Genomic DNA, 14,955 nt, shown 5'->3' on the forward strand with positions numbered 1-14,955 from the left:
TGGAGATGTCCGGACGACGTGTAAGGATCCCCACTCAATTGGAGACTTAAGCGGGATTTCCTGCTGATTCCATGGAAAGAGCCGTTCTCTTCTCCATTCGGGCGTGTCGGTCATGGTTGGCGCGAGCATGGTCATCGAGCGGAGGGGGCTCTCCCTTCTCGCCACGGACGTATGGAGGCTTCAATGGTCAAGCGCGCCGTGAAATGCGGTCTGGTGGCAACAGCGGCTGCGGTGATGCTGGTCGGTCCGTCCGGCTTCGCGACCGCTGCCGGCACGGGAACGATGCACATCGTCGAGGGCAAGGTCGTCACGCTGCCCGTATCGCCCGGCAACGGCTACGCCGGTGATGCGGCGGCCTCGGCCACGTGTCCGGCGGGGGAGGTTCTCACGGGCGGCGGCGCCGAGGTGAAAGCCGGTAACTCGTACGTCCAGCGCTACAACCTCGCGGCCAGCAGGCCGATCGGTAACGAGACGTGGTGGGCGTACGCCACGAACAGCGACCCCAACAACCCGGGCACGCTTCAGGCCTTCGCGGTCTGCGCGAAGGTGACCACCATGGATGTGGTCCACACTCCCTAAGGGTTCCTGAGCCGGGCCAGACACGGTCCATGAGGCATGAGTGCTTGCGCGGCTCAGCATTCCGACGGCAGCAGTGAGGTCGGCCGGCCGACGGCTGACGCGGGCCTCGCTGTCACGGATTGCCCGATGGAGCCGTCACCGCGGTGCGACGACGAAGCCGGCTCGGGGTGGACCTGCTGACCGTAAGGTCCGAGACGATCAGTCGCGCTAACTGATCATTTCAGAATGAGGTCCGGAGTCGTCTCAAGCAGATGATGCTGCAGGTGAGTTGGAGCAGTCCGAGGTGGAGGTCGGCTCGTAATCTCGTAGCGGATCCGTAGGCGCTTGAACTGGTGGAGCCAGGCGAAGGTCCGCTCGACGACCCACCTGGTTTTGCCCAGGCCGGATCCGTGGGCGGTGCCCTTGCGGGCTATCTTCGGCGTGAACGCCGCGAGCGCGGAGGAGCCGCCGGTACTTGTCGTAGTCGTAGCCACGGTCGGCGAACAGCCGCCGTGGCCGGTGACGCGGCCGGCCCACCAGGCCGCGGATGCGGGGGATCGCGTCCAGCGGGGGCATGAGTTGGGTGACGTCGTGACGGTTTCCACTGGTCAACGACACCGCGAGGGGTGTTCCGTGCCGGTCGGTGATCAGATGATGCTTGCTGCCCCGGCGGCCGCGGTCGACCGGCGAAGTTCCGGTGTGAGCCCCCTTCAAGGCCCGGACATGCGAGCCGTCGACCGCGGCGTCCTCCATGTCCAGCAACCCGGCCTTGCGGAGTTCCGTGAGGAGGATCTCGTGCAGGCGGGGCCAGACGCCGGCCTCGGTCCAGTCCCGCAGGCGCCGCCGGCACGTCACCCCACTGCAGCCGATCGCCTCGGTCGGCACGTCCGCCCAGGTGACACCTGCGCGCAGCACATAGACGATCCCGCGCAGAGCCGCACGGTCATCCGCCGGCAGCCGGCCCGGATACCGTCGACGCCGCGGTGGCCGAGGCGGGAGCAGCGGAGCGACACAATCCCACAGATCATCAGGCACAAGATCATCCGACACCCGCAGAACTCTGCCGCCCACCAGCCCAACTGCCAAGCCAGTGAGCCAAACTCATTCTGAAATGATCAGTAAGAGGTCATCTCGATAGGCGGGTGGCTCGTCGAAGCGACCTGCCGATTGGGACGCACAGTGTGGGTGCGACGATGCGGGCATGCGTGAGTTGAGCCAGCTGATTGATGTCGAGGAACCGGCCCTGGGTGCGGTGGCGCTGCACTGCTGCGGTCTGCTCGTTGATGACGGATGGCTGCGGGTCTTCTTCGGCAGCCTCGTGAGTGGGGGCTGCCCTTGGGGTGCCGAGCCTGGCTCGCGTGAATCAGTTCCCCGAAACCTTCGACCCGGCGTGGCGGCCTGAGACGGGCTTGGTGTTGGCGCACGACGTGCTGGGCGGCGTCTTCGCTCTCAACGGCGCTGCTCCTGCCAGTGCCGGCCAGCCCGGCGAGGTTGTCTACTTCGCCCCAGATTCCCTGCGCTGGGAGGCTTTGGGTGTCGGTCACTCGACTTGGCTGGCCTGGCTGGTGGCCGGGGCACTCGATGAGTTCTACGCTGATCTGCGCTGGTCCGGCTGGCACGAGGAGGTCCGGGCGCTGGACGGTAAGCAGGGCCTGTCGCTGTTTCCACCGTCGTGGTCTGCCGAGGCGCGCCAGGACGTCTCCGCGACCAGCCGCCGCGCCGTATCCACGAGGGAGCTGCTTGGCGTCGCTCGGGACTCATGTCGGCAGTTCGATGGCGTTGATCCGGGCTATCTTGGCGCGGTGTGAATCGGCCGCCCCGTCCAGCCCGTCCAGGAACCACTAGACCTGGAGGACGCTCCGCGCGAGGTGGCCGACCAGCCCACCCACTGACATCCCGGGGAGCACGGACTCGCTCCCCCAGCGTCGGGCCACCTGCTCTGTGGCCAACAGATGCACCGCCTTCTCGGCAGCCTGCAGGTATGTCTCTCTGATCTCATCAGTCATGCGGGCATCGTCCCGATCTCATTGTTGAAGCTGTCGCCAGGTCCCTGTGATTGACCGACCCGGTCGTTCAGGCCACGGCCTCTTGGCGGGCCTGGTGGGTCCGGGCGTGGCCAGCTCCGCCGCCCGCCGGACCGAGTCGGCGGAGGCGGCCAGCAGCGGCAGTCTGACGGCCGGGCTGGGGATACGGCCCTGGGCGTGCAGTACCCCCTTGATCACGGTCGGGTTCGGCTCGGCGAAGAGGGCGGCGGACAGCCGGGCCAGCTCGGCCCCCAGCCTGCGGGCCGGTCCGGCGGCATCGCATTGCCACAGGGAGATCAGCTCGGCGTAGTCAGCGGTGCGGACATTGGCCGACGCCAGTATGCCGCCGCGGGCGCCCGCCGCGAGCAGCGGCGAGATGACGGCGTCATCGCCGCCGAGCACCGCGAAGCCTGGCGCCGACGAGCCGAGTAGTTCCATCGCGGTCGCGTCGATCGCACCGGTCGCGTACTTGACCCCGACGACCTCCGGCAGGCGGCTGAGTGCGTTCAGCGTGGTGGTGCTGAGGGTCTGGCCAGTGCGGTACGGGATGTCGTAGACGACCAGCGGCAGGCCACCGTGTTCGGCGAGTGCCGTGAAGTGCGCCAGCGTTCCCGCCTCACCAGGCCGGGTGTAGGGCGGCGCGGGTACCAGCGCCGCGGTGACGTCACCCCTCTGAGCGAGCTCCTGCACTGTCGTGATGGCGGCGGCGGTGTCGTTGGTGCCGACGCCGACGACAAGCGGAGCTCCATGGGCCCGGCAGGCGGCCGAGCAGATGCGGACCACGGCCTGCTTCTCCTCGGTGGTCAGCGTGGCCGCTTCCGCGGTGGTGCCCAGAGCGACGAGTCCGCGAGCGCCGCCGGCCGACAACGCCTCGTGGGCGAGGCAGGCGAGCGCGTCCGGGTCGAGGCGCAGGTCGTCCGTGAACGGAGTCACCAAGGGGACGAACAGGCCGGAGAGATTCGCTTCGGGCTTCATGCACCCAGCCTGACCGCCCCAAACCCAGTAGATCCAGCTCATGTTTCTACACTCACACCTAAGATCAACTTATGCTCGATGTTCGACGTCTTCACCTGCTGCGCGAACTGGAACGACGCGGCACCATCGCGGCCGTCGCCCAGGCACTGTCCTTCACGGCCTCAGCCGTCTCCCAGCAGCTGGGCGTGCTTGAGCGCGAGGCGGGCGTGCCCCTGCTGGAACGAAGTGGCAGAAGGGTGGTGCTCACGCCTGCGGGCCGCACCCTCGTCACCCACGCCGACGCCGTCCTCGAACGCCTCGAACTGGCGGTCTCCCAGTTGGCCGGGGCACGCGAGGGCATCGGCGGGCCGCTGCGGATCGGGACCTTTCCCTCAGGTGGCCCCGCGATCGTGCCCGCCACGCTGGCCGAACTGGCCCGGCGGCATCCCGCGCTGGAACCGATGCTGCAGGAGATCGACTCGGCACGAGTCTCCGACGGTCTGCGCGCCGGCGAACTCGACGTGGCCCTCGTCCACGACTACGACTTCGTGCCCGCGTCACCGGACAGCACGATCGACCAAGTGCCGTTGCTGGACGAGTCGATGTACCTGGCCACCGGCGCCGCCGACAGAGCGTCCGTGACCGGTCCCACCGCCCACGGCGACACGCTGGCGGAGCTGCTCGGACCGTGGGCCACGTCCCCATGGATCACGGCCCGGGACGGCACGACCGGCCACGCGATGGCCGTACGAGCCTGTCTGGCGGCCGGTTTCCAGCCGCGCATCCGCCACCAGGTCAACGACTTCCGTACGGTCCTGGCACTGGCCGCCATCGGGCAAGGTGCAGGATTCGTACCGGAGATGGCCACCGCGCACGCCCCCGAGGGCGTGATCCTGACCCCGCTGCCGCTCTTCCGCCGGTCGAGAGTCGCCTTCCGGGCGGGCGGCGGCACCCACCCGGCGATCGCAGCCTTTGTGGCGGCGGCGCGAACAGCGGTGCGCACCACGGGCAGTGCCTCCTAGGCAGGGACGGGAACCAGAGACACTTATGCAGTCAAAGCGGGCGGCGAGCTGCTGCACGTTCCGTATGCCGAGCGTCGTGCCCGCCGCGCGTGAGAGCTGCGCTGTGCCAGGTTGGCATCTTGCTGGTGCCGCTGGCATCTGCCGTCGCGCCGGATGGGCGTGTGCTCGCGCCGCCTCGGGTGAACACCTGCACAGTGGCGGTACCGTTCCCAAGGTGCCCTGCGGGACTACGCAGTGCCGCGTTGTCCACTACCGCACCGCACATCGGCGTCGGACCCGTGCCCCCCGGGTTCCAGGCGATGCTCCCGCCCGACTTCGACTCGGTGGAGGAGGAGCGGCTGCACCGCAAGCAGGAACTGGCCGCCGCGTTCCGGCTTTTCGGAAAGCTCGGGTTCGCCGAGGGGGTCGCGGGCCACATCACCGCGCGCGACCCCGAGAATCCCGAGTGGTTCTGGGTCAACCCCTTCGGGATGAGCTTCAGCCGGGTCAGGGTCTCGGACCTCGTGCTGGTCGACCACGCCGGCAACGTCGTCGAGGGCCGTCACCCGGTCAACCGCGCCGCGTTCTGCATCCACTCCGAGGTCCACAGGGCCCGCCCCGACGCGGTCGCCGCGGCGCATGCGCACTCCGTGCACGGCAAGGCGTTCTCGGCCCTGCGCCGCCGCCTCGACCCTCTCACTCAGGACGCCTGTGCGTTCTTCGAGGATCACGGTCTCTACGAGGACTTCCGCGGCGTCGTCAACGACACGGAGGAGGGCCGGCGGATCGGCGAAGCGCTGGGCCCTCACAAGGCGGTCATCCTCGCCAACCACGGGCTGCTGACGGTCGGCCGGACCGTCGCCGAGGCCGCCTGGTGGTTCATCACCATGGAGCGTTCCTGTCAGGCGCAGTTGCTGGCCATGGCGGCCGGCACTCCGTTCCTCATCGACCGGGAGACCGCGCTCCAGGTACGTGAGCAGATCGGCAGCCCGCTGTCGGGATGGTTCCAGCTCCGGCCCCTGTGGGACCAGATCACCGAGGAGCAGCCGGACCTCTTCGACTGACCGACGGAGCACGGATCGCAGAGCCCCGGCACTGTCGCGGCAATCTCAGAGAGGACCACCGTGCCCTTCCTCCGTTCCCCCTCAGCCGTGTCGCGGCCGAAGATGAGCAAGCCGGTCAGGACCACCGTCGTCCTGCTGTTCGCGGCCTGGTTCATCGACTACGTCGACCGGCTCGCCATCTCCGTGATCCTCCCGACCATCGGTGAGGAGTTCGACCTCGACCTCGGCCGTCAAGGGCTGATTGTGTCCGTCTTCTTCGTCGCCTACGCCGCCGTCCAGATACCCGGCGGCATACTGGCCGACCGGTTCGGCGCCAAGCGGATCACCTGCTGGGCGCTGCTCGCCTGGTCGCTCTTCACCGCGCTCACCGGCCTCGCCTGGTCCTTCAGCGCCCTGCTGCTGGTGCGCTTCGCCTTCGGGGCGGCCGAGGGCATCTTCCCCTCCGCCTCCATGAAGGCCCTGGTGGAGCGGACATCGGTCGCCGAGCGCATGGGCGCGCACGGACTGGTCATGAGCTCCAACACCCTCGCATCCGTCGCCGCGCCGCTGGCCGTTCCACCGCTGGCGGCGGTGGTCGGCTGGCGCTGGGCCTTCCTCCTCTCCGCCGGGGTGGGCATTCTCGTCTATCTCGCGGTGCAGCTGTGGCTGCCGACCCCGCTCGAGCGGCCCAAGGGCACGCCGACCGCCGCGGGCGGCGTCGGGCTGGGCGGCATCCTGCGCATGCGCGTGCTGTGGCGCTTCTCCCTGATGCTCTTCGGTTACTCCGCTCTCATGTGGGGGCTGAGCACCTGGATCCCGACCTACCTCAGCACCGAACGCGGGCTCTCCCTCACCTCCGCAGGCGCCCTCGTGGCGGTGCCCTCCCTCGCCGGCGCGGTGGGCACGCTGCTGGGCGGGCGGCTGTGCGACCGGTTCGAGGGACACCACCGCAAGGTGATCGTGCCCGCCATGTCGGTCGCGGCACCCGCCCTGTGCCTGATGGCGCTCTCGCCCAGCATCGCGGGCGCCGTCGTCTGCGGCACGGTCGCCGTCTTCGCCGCCACCCTGTGCTACATGCCGGTCTTCGCCGTGCCACTGCGTAGCCTCGCCCCCGAAAAGGTCGGCGTCGGCAGTGCCGTCATCGTCTTCGGCGGGCAGGTTGCCGGCATGGTCGTGCCCCCGACGCTCGGCGTGATCGCGGACGCCGTCTCCTTCGAAGCCGCCTTCGCCCTCCTCGCCATCGGTCCGGTCATCGCGGCCGTACTCGCCATGCTCACTCCGCAGGACACGGAGTCCTTCACTGCCAAACTCCACCGGCCCGCGCCGCCCGTCCCCCTCCCCACGGCAAAGGAGTCATCATGACCGCCGTACCCACCGCTCTCCTCGACGGCCTGGACCGTGAACTGCCCGCGCTCCTGGACCTCTACCGTGACCTGCACGCCCATCCCGAGCTCTCGCACCAGGAGTTCCGCACCGCCGGGATCGCCGCGGCCCGACTGCGGGAGCAGGGCTGGACCGTGACCGAGGGCGTCGGGGGCACGGGCGTGGTCGGGGTCCTCACCTCGGGGACCGGACCGGTCGTCCTGCTGCGGGCCGACATGGACGCGCTGCCGGTACAGGAGGCGACCGGTCTGCCCTACGCCTCGACCCGGACCGCGACGGACGCCTCTGGCCAGGAAGTGCCCGTGATGCACGCCTGCGGCCATGACGTGCACGTCACCTGCCTGCTCGGCGCGACCGCCCTGCTTGCCGCGAACCGGCACGCCTGGCAGGGCACGGTCGTGGCCGTGTTCCAGCCCGCGGAGGAGGTCGGCGGGGCCCCTGCGATGGTCGCGGACCGGTTCGCCCAGCGCTTCCCCCGCCCCGATGTCTGCCTTGCCCAGCACGTGGCTCCGGCCCCCGCGGGGCTGGTCGGTATCCGCCCCGGTGTGATCATGTCTGCCGCGGACAGTCTCGCCGTACGCCTGCACGGCAGGGGCGGGCACGGGGCGACGCCAGAGGCCGGCGTGGACCCGGTGGTGATGGCCGCCGCGACCGTGATGCGCCTGCAGACGGTGGTCGCCCGGGAGGTGGCAGCGGACAAGTCGGCCGTCATCACCGTGGCCTCGCTGCACGCCGGAACCCGCGAGAACGTCATCGCGGACACTGCCGAGCTCACGGTCAACATTCGTAGCACGACGGCCGCGATGCGCCGGCAGCTCCTTGACGCCGTCGAGCGGATCGTGCGCGCCGAGGCCGCAGCTTCGGCAGCGCCGAAGGAACCGGAGATCAGCGTCATCAACCGCATGCCGCCCACCCTCAACGACGCCGATGCGACGGCCACCGTTCAGGACGCCTTCCGGGCAGCCCTCGGACCTGAGCGCGTTATCGACCTCGACCATCCCCTCACGGGCAGCGAGGACTTCAGCGCCTTCGGCACCGGCCTCGGCGCCCCCTCGGTGTACTGGATCTTCGGCGGACTCGACCCGTCCGCCTTCCGGAGCGTCGACCTCAAGGCGGACGGGATCCCGTCGCAGATCCCCCACAATCACTCCCCGCTGTTCGCACCGACCCCCGAGTCGGCCGTCGAGCTTGGCGTGCGTCATCTGCTGCTGGCAGCCGCGGCATGGCTGAACCCCGAGGGGAAGTGAGCGCACCCATGGCCCAGACTCCCGAACGCATCTTCACCGGCGGCCCAATCCTCACCATGGACCCCGCCGCTCCCGATGCCGAGGCCCTCGCCGTGCGCGACGGCGTCATCACCGCCGTGGGCGCCGTCCGCGACGTACTCGCCCTGCGCGGTCCCGGCACCGACGTCGTGGACCTCCAAGGACAGGCCCTGCTGCCCGGGTTCATCGAGGCCCACGGCCACCCGACCCTCATGGGCCTGGCCCTCGCCCCGCCCGCCCTGGACGTCCGACCCTTCACCGTGCCGACCGGACGCGAGGTCTACGACACGATCCGCACGGCCGTCGCCGCAGCACCGGGCCGGCCGGTCGGCGCTTACGGCATCGACCTGCTGCTCCAACGCGATCTCGCCCTGCCCACCCGCGCGCTGCTCGACGAGATCAGCCCGCACGCCCCGCTCGTGGTGGTCTCCAACAGCGGCCACGCGGCCTACGGGAACACCCCCGCCCTGCGTGCCGCCGGGATCACGGCGGCCACGCCCGACCCGCCCGGTGCCCGCTTCGTCCGCGACGCCCACGGCGAACCCACCGGTGAGGCCCACGAGAGCGCGGCCGTCATCGCGCTGATGAACACCGTCGCCGAGGACCGCCTGGACGCCGACCATGTCCAGTCTGCCCTGCGCTGGGCCTTCGGCCGGCACGCGCGGGTCGGCATCACCACGGTCACCGAGATGGCCGCCGAACCCCGCCTGCTGCCCGCCCTGCGCGCCGCCGCCGAACAGCCGGACGCCGACGTGCGGGTCCGCGCCTACATCATGGGCACCCCCGACCTGGCCGCCGACCCCGACCGGCAATTCGCCGGACACGCCCCCGCACACGAGATGTTCGGTGTTTCCGGCATGAAGCTGTGGGCCGACGGCACCCCCTGGCAGGGCAGCATCGCCACCAGCTTCCCCTTCCAGGGCAACGACGCCACCGCACGTATCGGCCTCGACCGATGCGCCCACGGCACCATGAACTACGGGCCCGACGAACTCACCGACCTCGCCTCCGCCTTCACGGCCCAAGGTTTCCCTGTGGCATGCCATGTGCACGGGGACGTCACCTTCGAGACCGTCCTGGCCGCCTACGAGAAGGCGGCCGCCGCTTCCGAGGGGCTGCGCGCGCTGAGACCGCGCCTGGAACACTGCGGCGCCGTCACAGCGGACCAGTACCGTCGTGCCGCCCGGCTCGGCGCGACGGTCAGCCTGTTCATGGACCACGTGCGGTGGTGGGGAGACGTACTGGCCGACGACCTGTTCGGCCCGGACGTCGCCTCTCGCTGGATGGCCGCACGGTCCGCCGTGGACGCCGGCCATCGTGTCTCGCTCCACAACGACGGCATCTGCTCGCCCACCGACCCGCTCTCCAGCGTCGCCACCGCGATCACGCGCCGCTGCCACCCGAGCGGCCGGGTCCACGGGCCCGACGAACGCCTCACCGTCGAGGAGGCCCTGCACGCCGTCACCACCGCCCCCGCCTGGCAACTGCACCTGGAGAACGAGATCGGGATGCTCCGCGCCGGAATGCGCGCCGACCTCGTCGTCCTGACCACGGACCCACGCACCGCGAACCCTGACCGTTTCCAGGAGGAGGTCGCCGTGACTGCCACGTACCTCGGCGGACGACAGACCTGGTCCTGACCGCCAGACAGGATGGCCCTCTCACCATGCCCCACCCGACAGCGCCACAAGAGCCCTACGCCGCCTATCAGAACGAGATCTACCTCGACGGACTGTCCGGCGTCGTCCCGGAACACCCCATGGAATTCGCCGAATGGGAGGAGCGAGCCCGGCACGCCATGCCACCGGCCGTGTGGTCGTACGTCGCCGGTGGAGCGGGCGACGAGCACACACAGAACGCCAACCGAGCGGCCTTCGCGCACTGGGGCCTCGTCCCGCGCATGCTCGTCGGCGCGGACCAGCGTGACCTCTCCGTCGACCTCTTTGGTCTGAAGCTGCCCTCGCCGCTGTTCATGGCCCCGGTCGGGGTCCTGGGCATCTGCGCCCGCGACGGACACGGCGACCTGGCTACCGCACGCGCCGCCGCCCGCACCGGCGTACCCATGATCGCCTCGACCCTCTCCGCCGACCCGCCGTGACACTGGTCGAGCCGGGCCTGGTCGCCGAGATCGCAGTCCACAGGGCGCGGGAGCGCGGGGCATGGCGCCACCCGGTCCGGTTCGTGCGGCTGCGCCAGGACATGGCGATCAGGGGTCCTTTCGGGGCGCAACAGCGCCAGCCGTTACCGGCGGCCGACTGCTCCGCCGCGGTCAGCCCGTACGCCGCTGCGGGGCGCAACAGCGCCAGCCGTCACCGGCGGCCGACTGCTCCGGCGCGGTCAGCCCGTACGCCGCTGCGCCGTGGGCGTCACCGTCTCCGGGTGCGCATGCGACGGGGCCACCCGCAGCAGGCGGGCCGCCCGGCTGGGCAGATACCAGTTCCACGGGCCGAACAGCGAGACGAGCGACGGAACCAGCAACATCCGCACGATGGTCGCATCCAGGAGGATGCCGATACCAAGACCCGTCGCCAGCGTCTTCAGATCGGTGCCCGGGCCGGAGGCGAGCGCGGCGAAGGCGAGGAAGAGGATCAGCGCGGCGCTGGTGACCAGCCGGCCGGTGCGGCCGAGGCCCTCGATCACGGCGGCGTCGGTGGAGCGGCCGGTGTCGTACTCCTCTCGAATGCGGGAGAGGATGAACACCTCGTAGTCCATGGACAGTCCGAACAGGAACGCGAAGACCATCAGCGGGATCCAGAAGGTGATCGCGCCGGTGGCCGCGATGCCGAAGACCGCGTCGGAGCCGTGCCCGTCCTGCCAGAAGATCACCATCACGCCGAGGGTCGCCGACAGGGAGATCAGGTTCAGCAGGACCGCTTTGAGAGGCAGCAGCAGGGAGCGGAATGCGCGCACCAGCAGGACGTACGTCAGCAGGGCGATGATGGTGAGCATCAGCGGGAAGTTGCCGTAGACGGCATGCAGGAAGTCGATCTGTGCCGCGCCGACGCCCGCGACACCGAGGACGCCGGGCAGACCGTCCGCGGCGGTCTTGACCCGTTTGACCACGCCGACGCTCTTGGAGTTCACGGTCTCGTGGTCGGGGATGACGACCACGATGCTCTGCCCGGCGCGGTTGCCGGCCGGTCCGGACGGCACGAACACGCTGCTCACACCGTCGATGCCGGCGAACTTGGCGGCGGCCGTGCGGGCCTGGTCGGTGCGGACCAGGACCTCCATGGGCGTCAGAACGCCGGTTGGAACACCGCCGCGCTCCAGGGTCTGCAGGGTCTCGTAGGCCGGGCCGCTCTTGGCCAGTGACTCGGACGAGGCGAGACCGATCTTGACGCCGAGGAAGACTCCGGTCAGTGCGAAGAGTGCGGCCAGCGCGGTCGCGGCGGCGATCCAGCGGCGTCGTACCACAGCAGTGGTCCACCGGGTCCAGAAGCGGCTGGCCCGGTTCTCGTGCCGGATCTTCGGCCAGTCGACTCTCGGTCCGATGCCGCCCAGGATCGCCGGGGTGAGCGTGAGCGTCGTCAGCACGCTCGCCAGGGGGATCAGGGCTCCGCCGTAGCCCATGCTCCGCATGAACGGGACCGGCAGGACGACCAGCGCCAGCAGGCCGATCGCGACGGTGACGCCGCTGAACAGCACGGCGTGCCCGGCGTGTTCCATCGCGACGACGACCGCGTCGCGATTGTCCCGGCCGTGGTCGCGCTCCTCGCGCCAGCGGGTGACGAACAGCAGCGAGTAGTCGATCGCCACGCCCAGGCCGATGAGGGCGACCAGGAACTGCACGATGAACGACACATCCGTCGCGTAGGTGAGCGGCAACAGCATCACAAAGGTCGCGAGGATCGACACCGCGGCCACCACCAGCGGCAGCAGGGCCAAAAAGGATGCGAACACGAAGGCGAGTACGGCCAGAGCGCCGACGGCGCCGAGAAGTGTCTCCCCGAGGACGCCCGGGCCACCTCCGTTGTTGCCGCCGGAGGCCAGCACGTCCTCCCCCGTCACGCCGACCGCTGACCCCGCCGGCACGGCGTGCTGCGCCGCCAACCGGATGGGATCGGTGAGCAGCCTCTGGCTGGGTGACGGGTTGAAGCGGTAGAAGACCAGGGCGTAGGCCGTGCGGTCGTCCTTCGTTCGGAACGCCTTGTCCCCGGTGTTCGCCTCGTCGATCACCCGTAGGCCGGGGGCGGCTGTGCCGGCGGCTGCGAACGCCCGCCCGACGTCCTGCTCATGACCGGTGACCGTCTCTCCCGCGGGGAGTGTGACCGAGACCAGATAGGGGTTCGTGTCACCGCCGCTGCCGAAGGCGCGCTCGATGCGGTGGGCCGTCACCGTGCCGGGCTGGCCGGGCAGGGAGAAGTCGATCGTCAGCCGGTGCGTCGTCCGGCCGGCCAGGAGGATGCCGGCGACGAGCACCAGTCCCCAGAACGCCACTACCGCCTTGCGATGCCTCAGAACGAACTCGGCCCACCGCCGCATGCCCGGGCCCTCCCCACGTTGTAGGTTGCGGGATTTTAGCGCTATACACCCTTTCTCCACTATTAAGTAAATCGATAGCTTCTGGTGCGATCCGGTGCCGTGTCGCCCAGGGCCGATCGGGGACGGCTGCCGTTCTCCGGCGGAGGCGGATCGGGCTCGACGACCGGGTCCAGGCGGTCGGCGCACTTCCGGGACTTCACCGGCATGCCCCAGGGACTGTCTCTTCGAGGCGCTGTGGGCGCCGTTCCTGCTGGTAGGTGGGGTGTTCGGCGTATGACTGGCCAAGGACTCGCAGTGCGTATGCCAGGCCGGCCGAGCGGGAGTCCAGCGCGCAGCTGATCAGCAGCGACGGGGACGCCGTAGTGCGCCTATTCCTCGCCTTCGGCTTCGTCGGTGGCGGTGGTTCTTCTCCGGTGGCGCCGTTATTCATCCGGGCACTGGCTTCCAAGACCTGGTCGATGATGCGGCGGCGCATCTCGCTCTCGGGATCCTCGCCCAGGTCGGGGTAGCTCCCACACAGCGGGAGCCCCACCACCATGCCACCTGTCGTCCCCGAGCGCGCGGAGGTAGCTCCTCGGGAACCGTGTCGACCTCGGACATGGGCTCGTCGTCCCCCGCGCCCGCCCGCCAGCCCCTCGATGAGCACGCCGCCGAATCGGTCCGTGCGTACGCGGCCGACCAGCGCGCGAAGGTCGACACCCTCGCCTCGGTCCTGGAGGGGTGCCCCGGCACCCTGCTTGTCCGCGTGATCTCCTACGTCACCGCCTTGAGGTCGATCACGATCGTCGCGTACGTCGAAGCCTGATCAAACAGCAGCGCCTCGGATCCGCTTGCGTCCGGGGCGCTGCAGTGTCCGCTGCTCGAGGTGCTGCGGTCGGTGATCCGGGTGCCGGAGAGCGATGAGGGGATTGGATCGAGAACGACGGGAACACAGACTCCATGACGAACTCCGATGATGAAGCGCAGACATCCCACGCACCGGGCTCCCAGCCGAGCGTCCGCCCGGGTTCCGACGAACCGCAGACGATCACGGCGCCGACACCACCCGTCGCGTGGAACAGTGGCGCTTCGGACGAAGCCGACCTGGCCGCCGAAGAGGACGAGTCGGAACGGCCCCGCACTCGCGAAGAATCGAAGACTACGCCTCAGAGCGATTGAGCCTTTCTAGGTCCCCCTGGAAGGCATTCCCGGCCCAGAAGGTCTACGGCACGACAAGGGACCCAGAACTGCGCCTGATCACCTGCGGCGGTGACATCGTCCACGGTCACCGACCCGACAACATCATCATCTACGCCCGCCTGTCAGGACGGTGAGCCGGGATCCCCATGCCCTCCAGGAGCGGTTCCTTCACCCGGGGACGCCACCCTGCGCCCCTGTGGGCAGGCCGGGAGGGCAACGGGGCACCGCTCGCCCGCCCGCGCCCAGTACTGGGTGTTCCCCTTTGGATGGCGCTGTCCACGCTCAGGCGATGGGCGCCGGCCCGTGAGCTCCTGTGACGCCTTGGGCGGGCGGTCGCCCGCGGTTCCACCCGTCGAAACCGGCCCGCGATCCGGGCCATGGCCCGGTCGAACAGCGCCCGCCAACAGGCGGCGTCCGTGCTGTGGCCCGCGGCCATCGCACGATCTTCATTCGGGAGTCCACACAACCTCCGATGATCACGCGATGGCCGTTCCAGCCGTCGCGCGGGTCGGACGCGATCGCAAGGTCACACCGAAGTGTGCGGCTGATCGAGCGTAGGCTGCGGCACAGCTCGGCTCCTGGTCAGGCAGAAGGGATGACCGGCCGGGTCGGTGAGAACCCGCCACCTGTCGCCCCCCGGTTGGCACTCCGGCTTGGTCGCGCCCAGCTCCAGCAGCAGGGCCTCGGCCTCATCCAGGTTGTCAACCGCGAAGTCAAGGTGCAATTGTTGCGGCGCGGTCTGGTCGGGCCACTGCGGAGCCCGGTAGTCATCAACCCGCTGAAAGCCGATGAAGAGCCCGTCCTCGCGAGTGAGACCAGCGAAATCGCCGTCCGACTTGGGGTGAAGCTCGAACCCGGTGGCATGCTGATAGAACGCGGCCAGCGCCTCGGGGTCGGCACAGTCAAGTGTTATCGCGGTCAGCTTCATCTGCAGGGGCATGGCGCCACACCGTAGTAATCGGCTCCCACGTTTGGCGACCTGATTTCCACACCGGTCCGGCAAGAGCGGACGCGACGAACAGCCTCGTCCATGCAAGATCACGAAGTCGCACTGGACTATGAG

At 69.6% G+C, this 14,955-nt stretch carries 11 protein-coding genes and 3 pseudogenes; 10 read left to right on the forward strand and 4 right to left on the reverse strand.

Annotated features, from left to right (window positions below):
- The first annotated feature begins 183 nt into the window (after positions 1-183).
- On the forward strand, positions 184-579 hold the full coding sequence (locus ACZ64A_RS34595; RefSeq protein WP_469815897.1) for a hypothetical protein: 396 nt from the start codon (positions 184-186) through the stop codon (positions 577-579).
- 220 nt (positions 580-799) lie between these two features.
- Here the strand turns inward: ACZ64A_RS34595 and ACZ64A_RS34600 are convergent.
- Positions 800-1,608 (reverse strand): annotated as a pseudogene (locus ACZ64A_RS34600) (IS5 family transposase).
- Positions 1,609-1,916: 308 nt separating this feature from the next.
- On the opposite strand from ACZ64A_RS34600, the gene ACZ64A_RS34605 reads away from it, so the two are divergent.
- The gene (locus ACZ64A_RS34605; RefSeq protein ID WP_469815898.1) at positions 1,917-2,366 is read left to right on the forward strand and encodes a DUF2625 family protein; all 450 of its coding nucleotides are present in this window, start codon (positions 1,917-1,919) and stop codon (positions 2,364-2,366) included.
- A 216-nt stretch (positions 2,367-2,582) separates the two neighbouring features.
- Here the strand turns inward: ACZ64A_RS34605 and ACZ64A_RS34610 are convergent, their stop codons facing one another.
- Positions 2,583-3,599, reverse strand: coding sequence for a dihydrodipicolinate synthase family protein (locus ACZ64A_RS34610; protein ID WP_469815899.1), 1,017 nt, complete (start codon positions 3,597-3,599; stop codon positions 2,583-2,585).
- A 29-nt stretch (positions 3,600-3,628) separates the two neighbouring features.
- Between ACZ64A_RS34610 and ACZ64A_RS34615 the strand changes: the two genes are divergently transcribed.
- The 6 genes and pseudogenes from ACZ64A_RS34615 to ACZ64A_RS34640 all read left to right on the forward strand — a co-directional run.
- Positions 3,629-4,558, forward strand: coding sequence for a LysR family transcriptional regulator (locus ACZ64A_RS34615; RefSeq protein ID WP_469815900.1), 930 nt, complete (start codon positions 3,629-3,631; stop codon positions 4,556-4,558).
- Between the two features lie 242 nt (positions 4,559-4,800).
- On the forward strand, positions 4,801-5,601 hold the full coding sequence (locus ACZ64A_RS34620; protein ID WP_469815901.1) for a class II aldolase/adducin family protein: 801 nt from the start codon (positions 4,801-4,803) through the stop codon (positions 5,599-5,601).
- 102 nt (positions 5,602-5,703) lie between these two features.
- Positions 5,704-6,942 (forward strand): MFS transporter, encoded by a 1,239-nt coding sequence (locus ACZ64A_RS34625; RefSeq protein ID WP_469815902.1) that lies wholly within the window; start codon positions 5,704-5,706, stop codon positions 6,940-6,942.
- Positions 6,939-8,210, forward strand: a complete 1,272-nt coding sequence (locus ACZ64A_RS34630) for an amidohydrolase (protein WP_469815903.1) — start codon at positions 6,939-6,941, stop codon at positions 8,208-8,210. The genes ACZ64A_RS34625 and ACZ64A_RS34630 overlap by 4 nt, the downstream gene beginning before the upstream one ends.
- Positions 8,211-8,218: 8 nt before the next feature.
- Entirely contained in the window at positions 8,219-9,868 is a 1,650-nt protein-coding gene (locus ACZ64A_RS34635; RefSeq protein ID WP_469815904.1) for an amidohydrolase, read from the forward strand.
- 26 nt (positions 9,869-9,894) lie between these two features.
- A pseudogene (locus tag ACZ64A_RS34640) lies at positions 9,895-10,320 on the forward strand (alpha-hydroxy-acid oxidizing protein); the annotation flags it as partial.
- A 245-nt stretch (positions 10,321-10,565) separates the two neighbouring features.
- On the opposite strand, the gene ACZ64A_RS34645 reads toward ACZ64A_RS34640, so the two are convergent.
- Positions 10,566-12,713 (reverse strand): MMPL family transporter, encoded by a 2,148-nt coding sequence (locus ACZ64A_RS34645; RefSeq protein WP_469815905.1) that lies wholly within the window; start codon positions 12,711-12,713, stop codon positions 10,566-10,568.
- 583 nt (positions 12,714-13,296) lie between these two features.
- Between ACZ64A_RS34645 and ACZ64A_RS34650 the strand changes: the two genes are divergently transcribed.
- Together ACZ64A_RS34650 and ACZ64A_RS34655 are read left to right on the forward strand one after the other, a co-directional pair.
- On the forward strand, positions 13,297-13,518 hold the full coding sequence (locus tag ACZ64A_RS34650) for a hypothetical protein (protein ID WP_469815906.1): 222 nt from the start codon (positions 13,297-13,299) through the stop codon (positions 13,516-13,518).
- A gap of 379 nt (positions 13,519-13,897) precedes the next feature.
- Positions 13,898-14,026 (forward strand): annotated as a pseudogene (locus ACZ64A_RS34655) (class F sortase); the annotation flags it as partial.
- Positions 14,027-14,418: 392 nt separating this feature from the next.
- Here ACZ64A_RS34655 and ACZ64A_RS34660 read toward each other — a convergent pair.
- Positions 14,419-14,832 carry a VOC family protein gene (locus ACZ64A_RS34660; RefSeq protein ID WP_469815907.1) on the reverse strand — a complete coding sequence of 138 codons (414 nt, stop codon included), beginning with the start codon at positions 14,830-14,832 and terminating at the stop codon, positions 14,419-14,421.
- Positions 14,833-14,955: the final 123 nt, after the last annotated feature.

It is taken from the genome of Streptomyces sp. NPDC104814 (genome assembly GCF_055583185.1).

Excerpts from the sequence above, each read along its gene's own strand:
- ACZ64A_RS34630 (WP_469815903.1), top strand. The coding sequence starts at position 6,939 with ATGACCGCCGTACCCACCGCTCTCCTCGACGGCCTGGACCGTGAACTG.
- ACZ64A_RS34625 (WP_469815902.1), top strand. The coding sequence starts at position 5,704 with ATGAGCAAGCCGGTCAGGACCACCGTCGTCCTGCTGTTCGCGGCCTGG.
- ACZ64A_RS34645 (WP_469815905.1), bottom strand. The coding sequence starts at position 12,713 with ATGCGGCGGTGGGCCGAGTTCGTTCTGAGGCATCGCAAGGCGGTAGTG.
- ACZ64A_RS34595 (WP_469815897.1), top strand. The coding sequence starts at position 184 with ATGGTCAAGCGCGCCGTGAAATGCGGTCTGGTGGCAACAGCGGCTGCG.
- ACZ64A_RS34615 (WP_469815900.1), top strand. The coding sequence starts at position 3,629 with ATGCTCGATGTTCGACGTCTTCACCTGCTGCGCGAACTGGAACGACGC.
- ACZ64A_RS34660 (WP_469815907.1), bottom strand. The coding sequence starts at position 14,832 with ATGCCCCTGCAGATGAAGCTGACCGCGATAACACTTGACTGTGCCGAC.
- ACZ64A_RS34610 (WP_469815899.1), bottom strand. The coding sequence starts at position 3,599 with ATGAGCTGGATCTACTGGGTTTGGGGCGGTCAGGCTGGGTGCATGAAG.
- ACZ64A_RS34635 (WP_469815904.1), top strand. The coding sequence starts at position 8,219 with ATGGCCCAGACTCCCGAACGCATCTTCACCGGCGGCCCAATCCTCACC.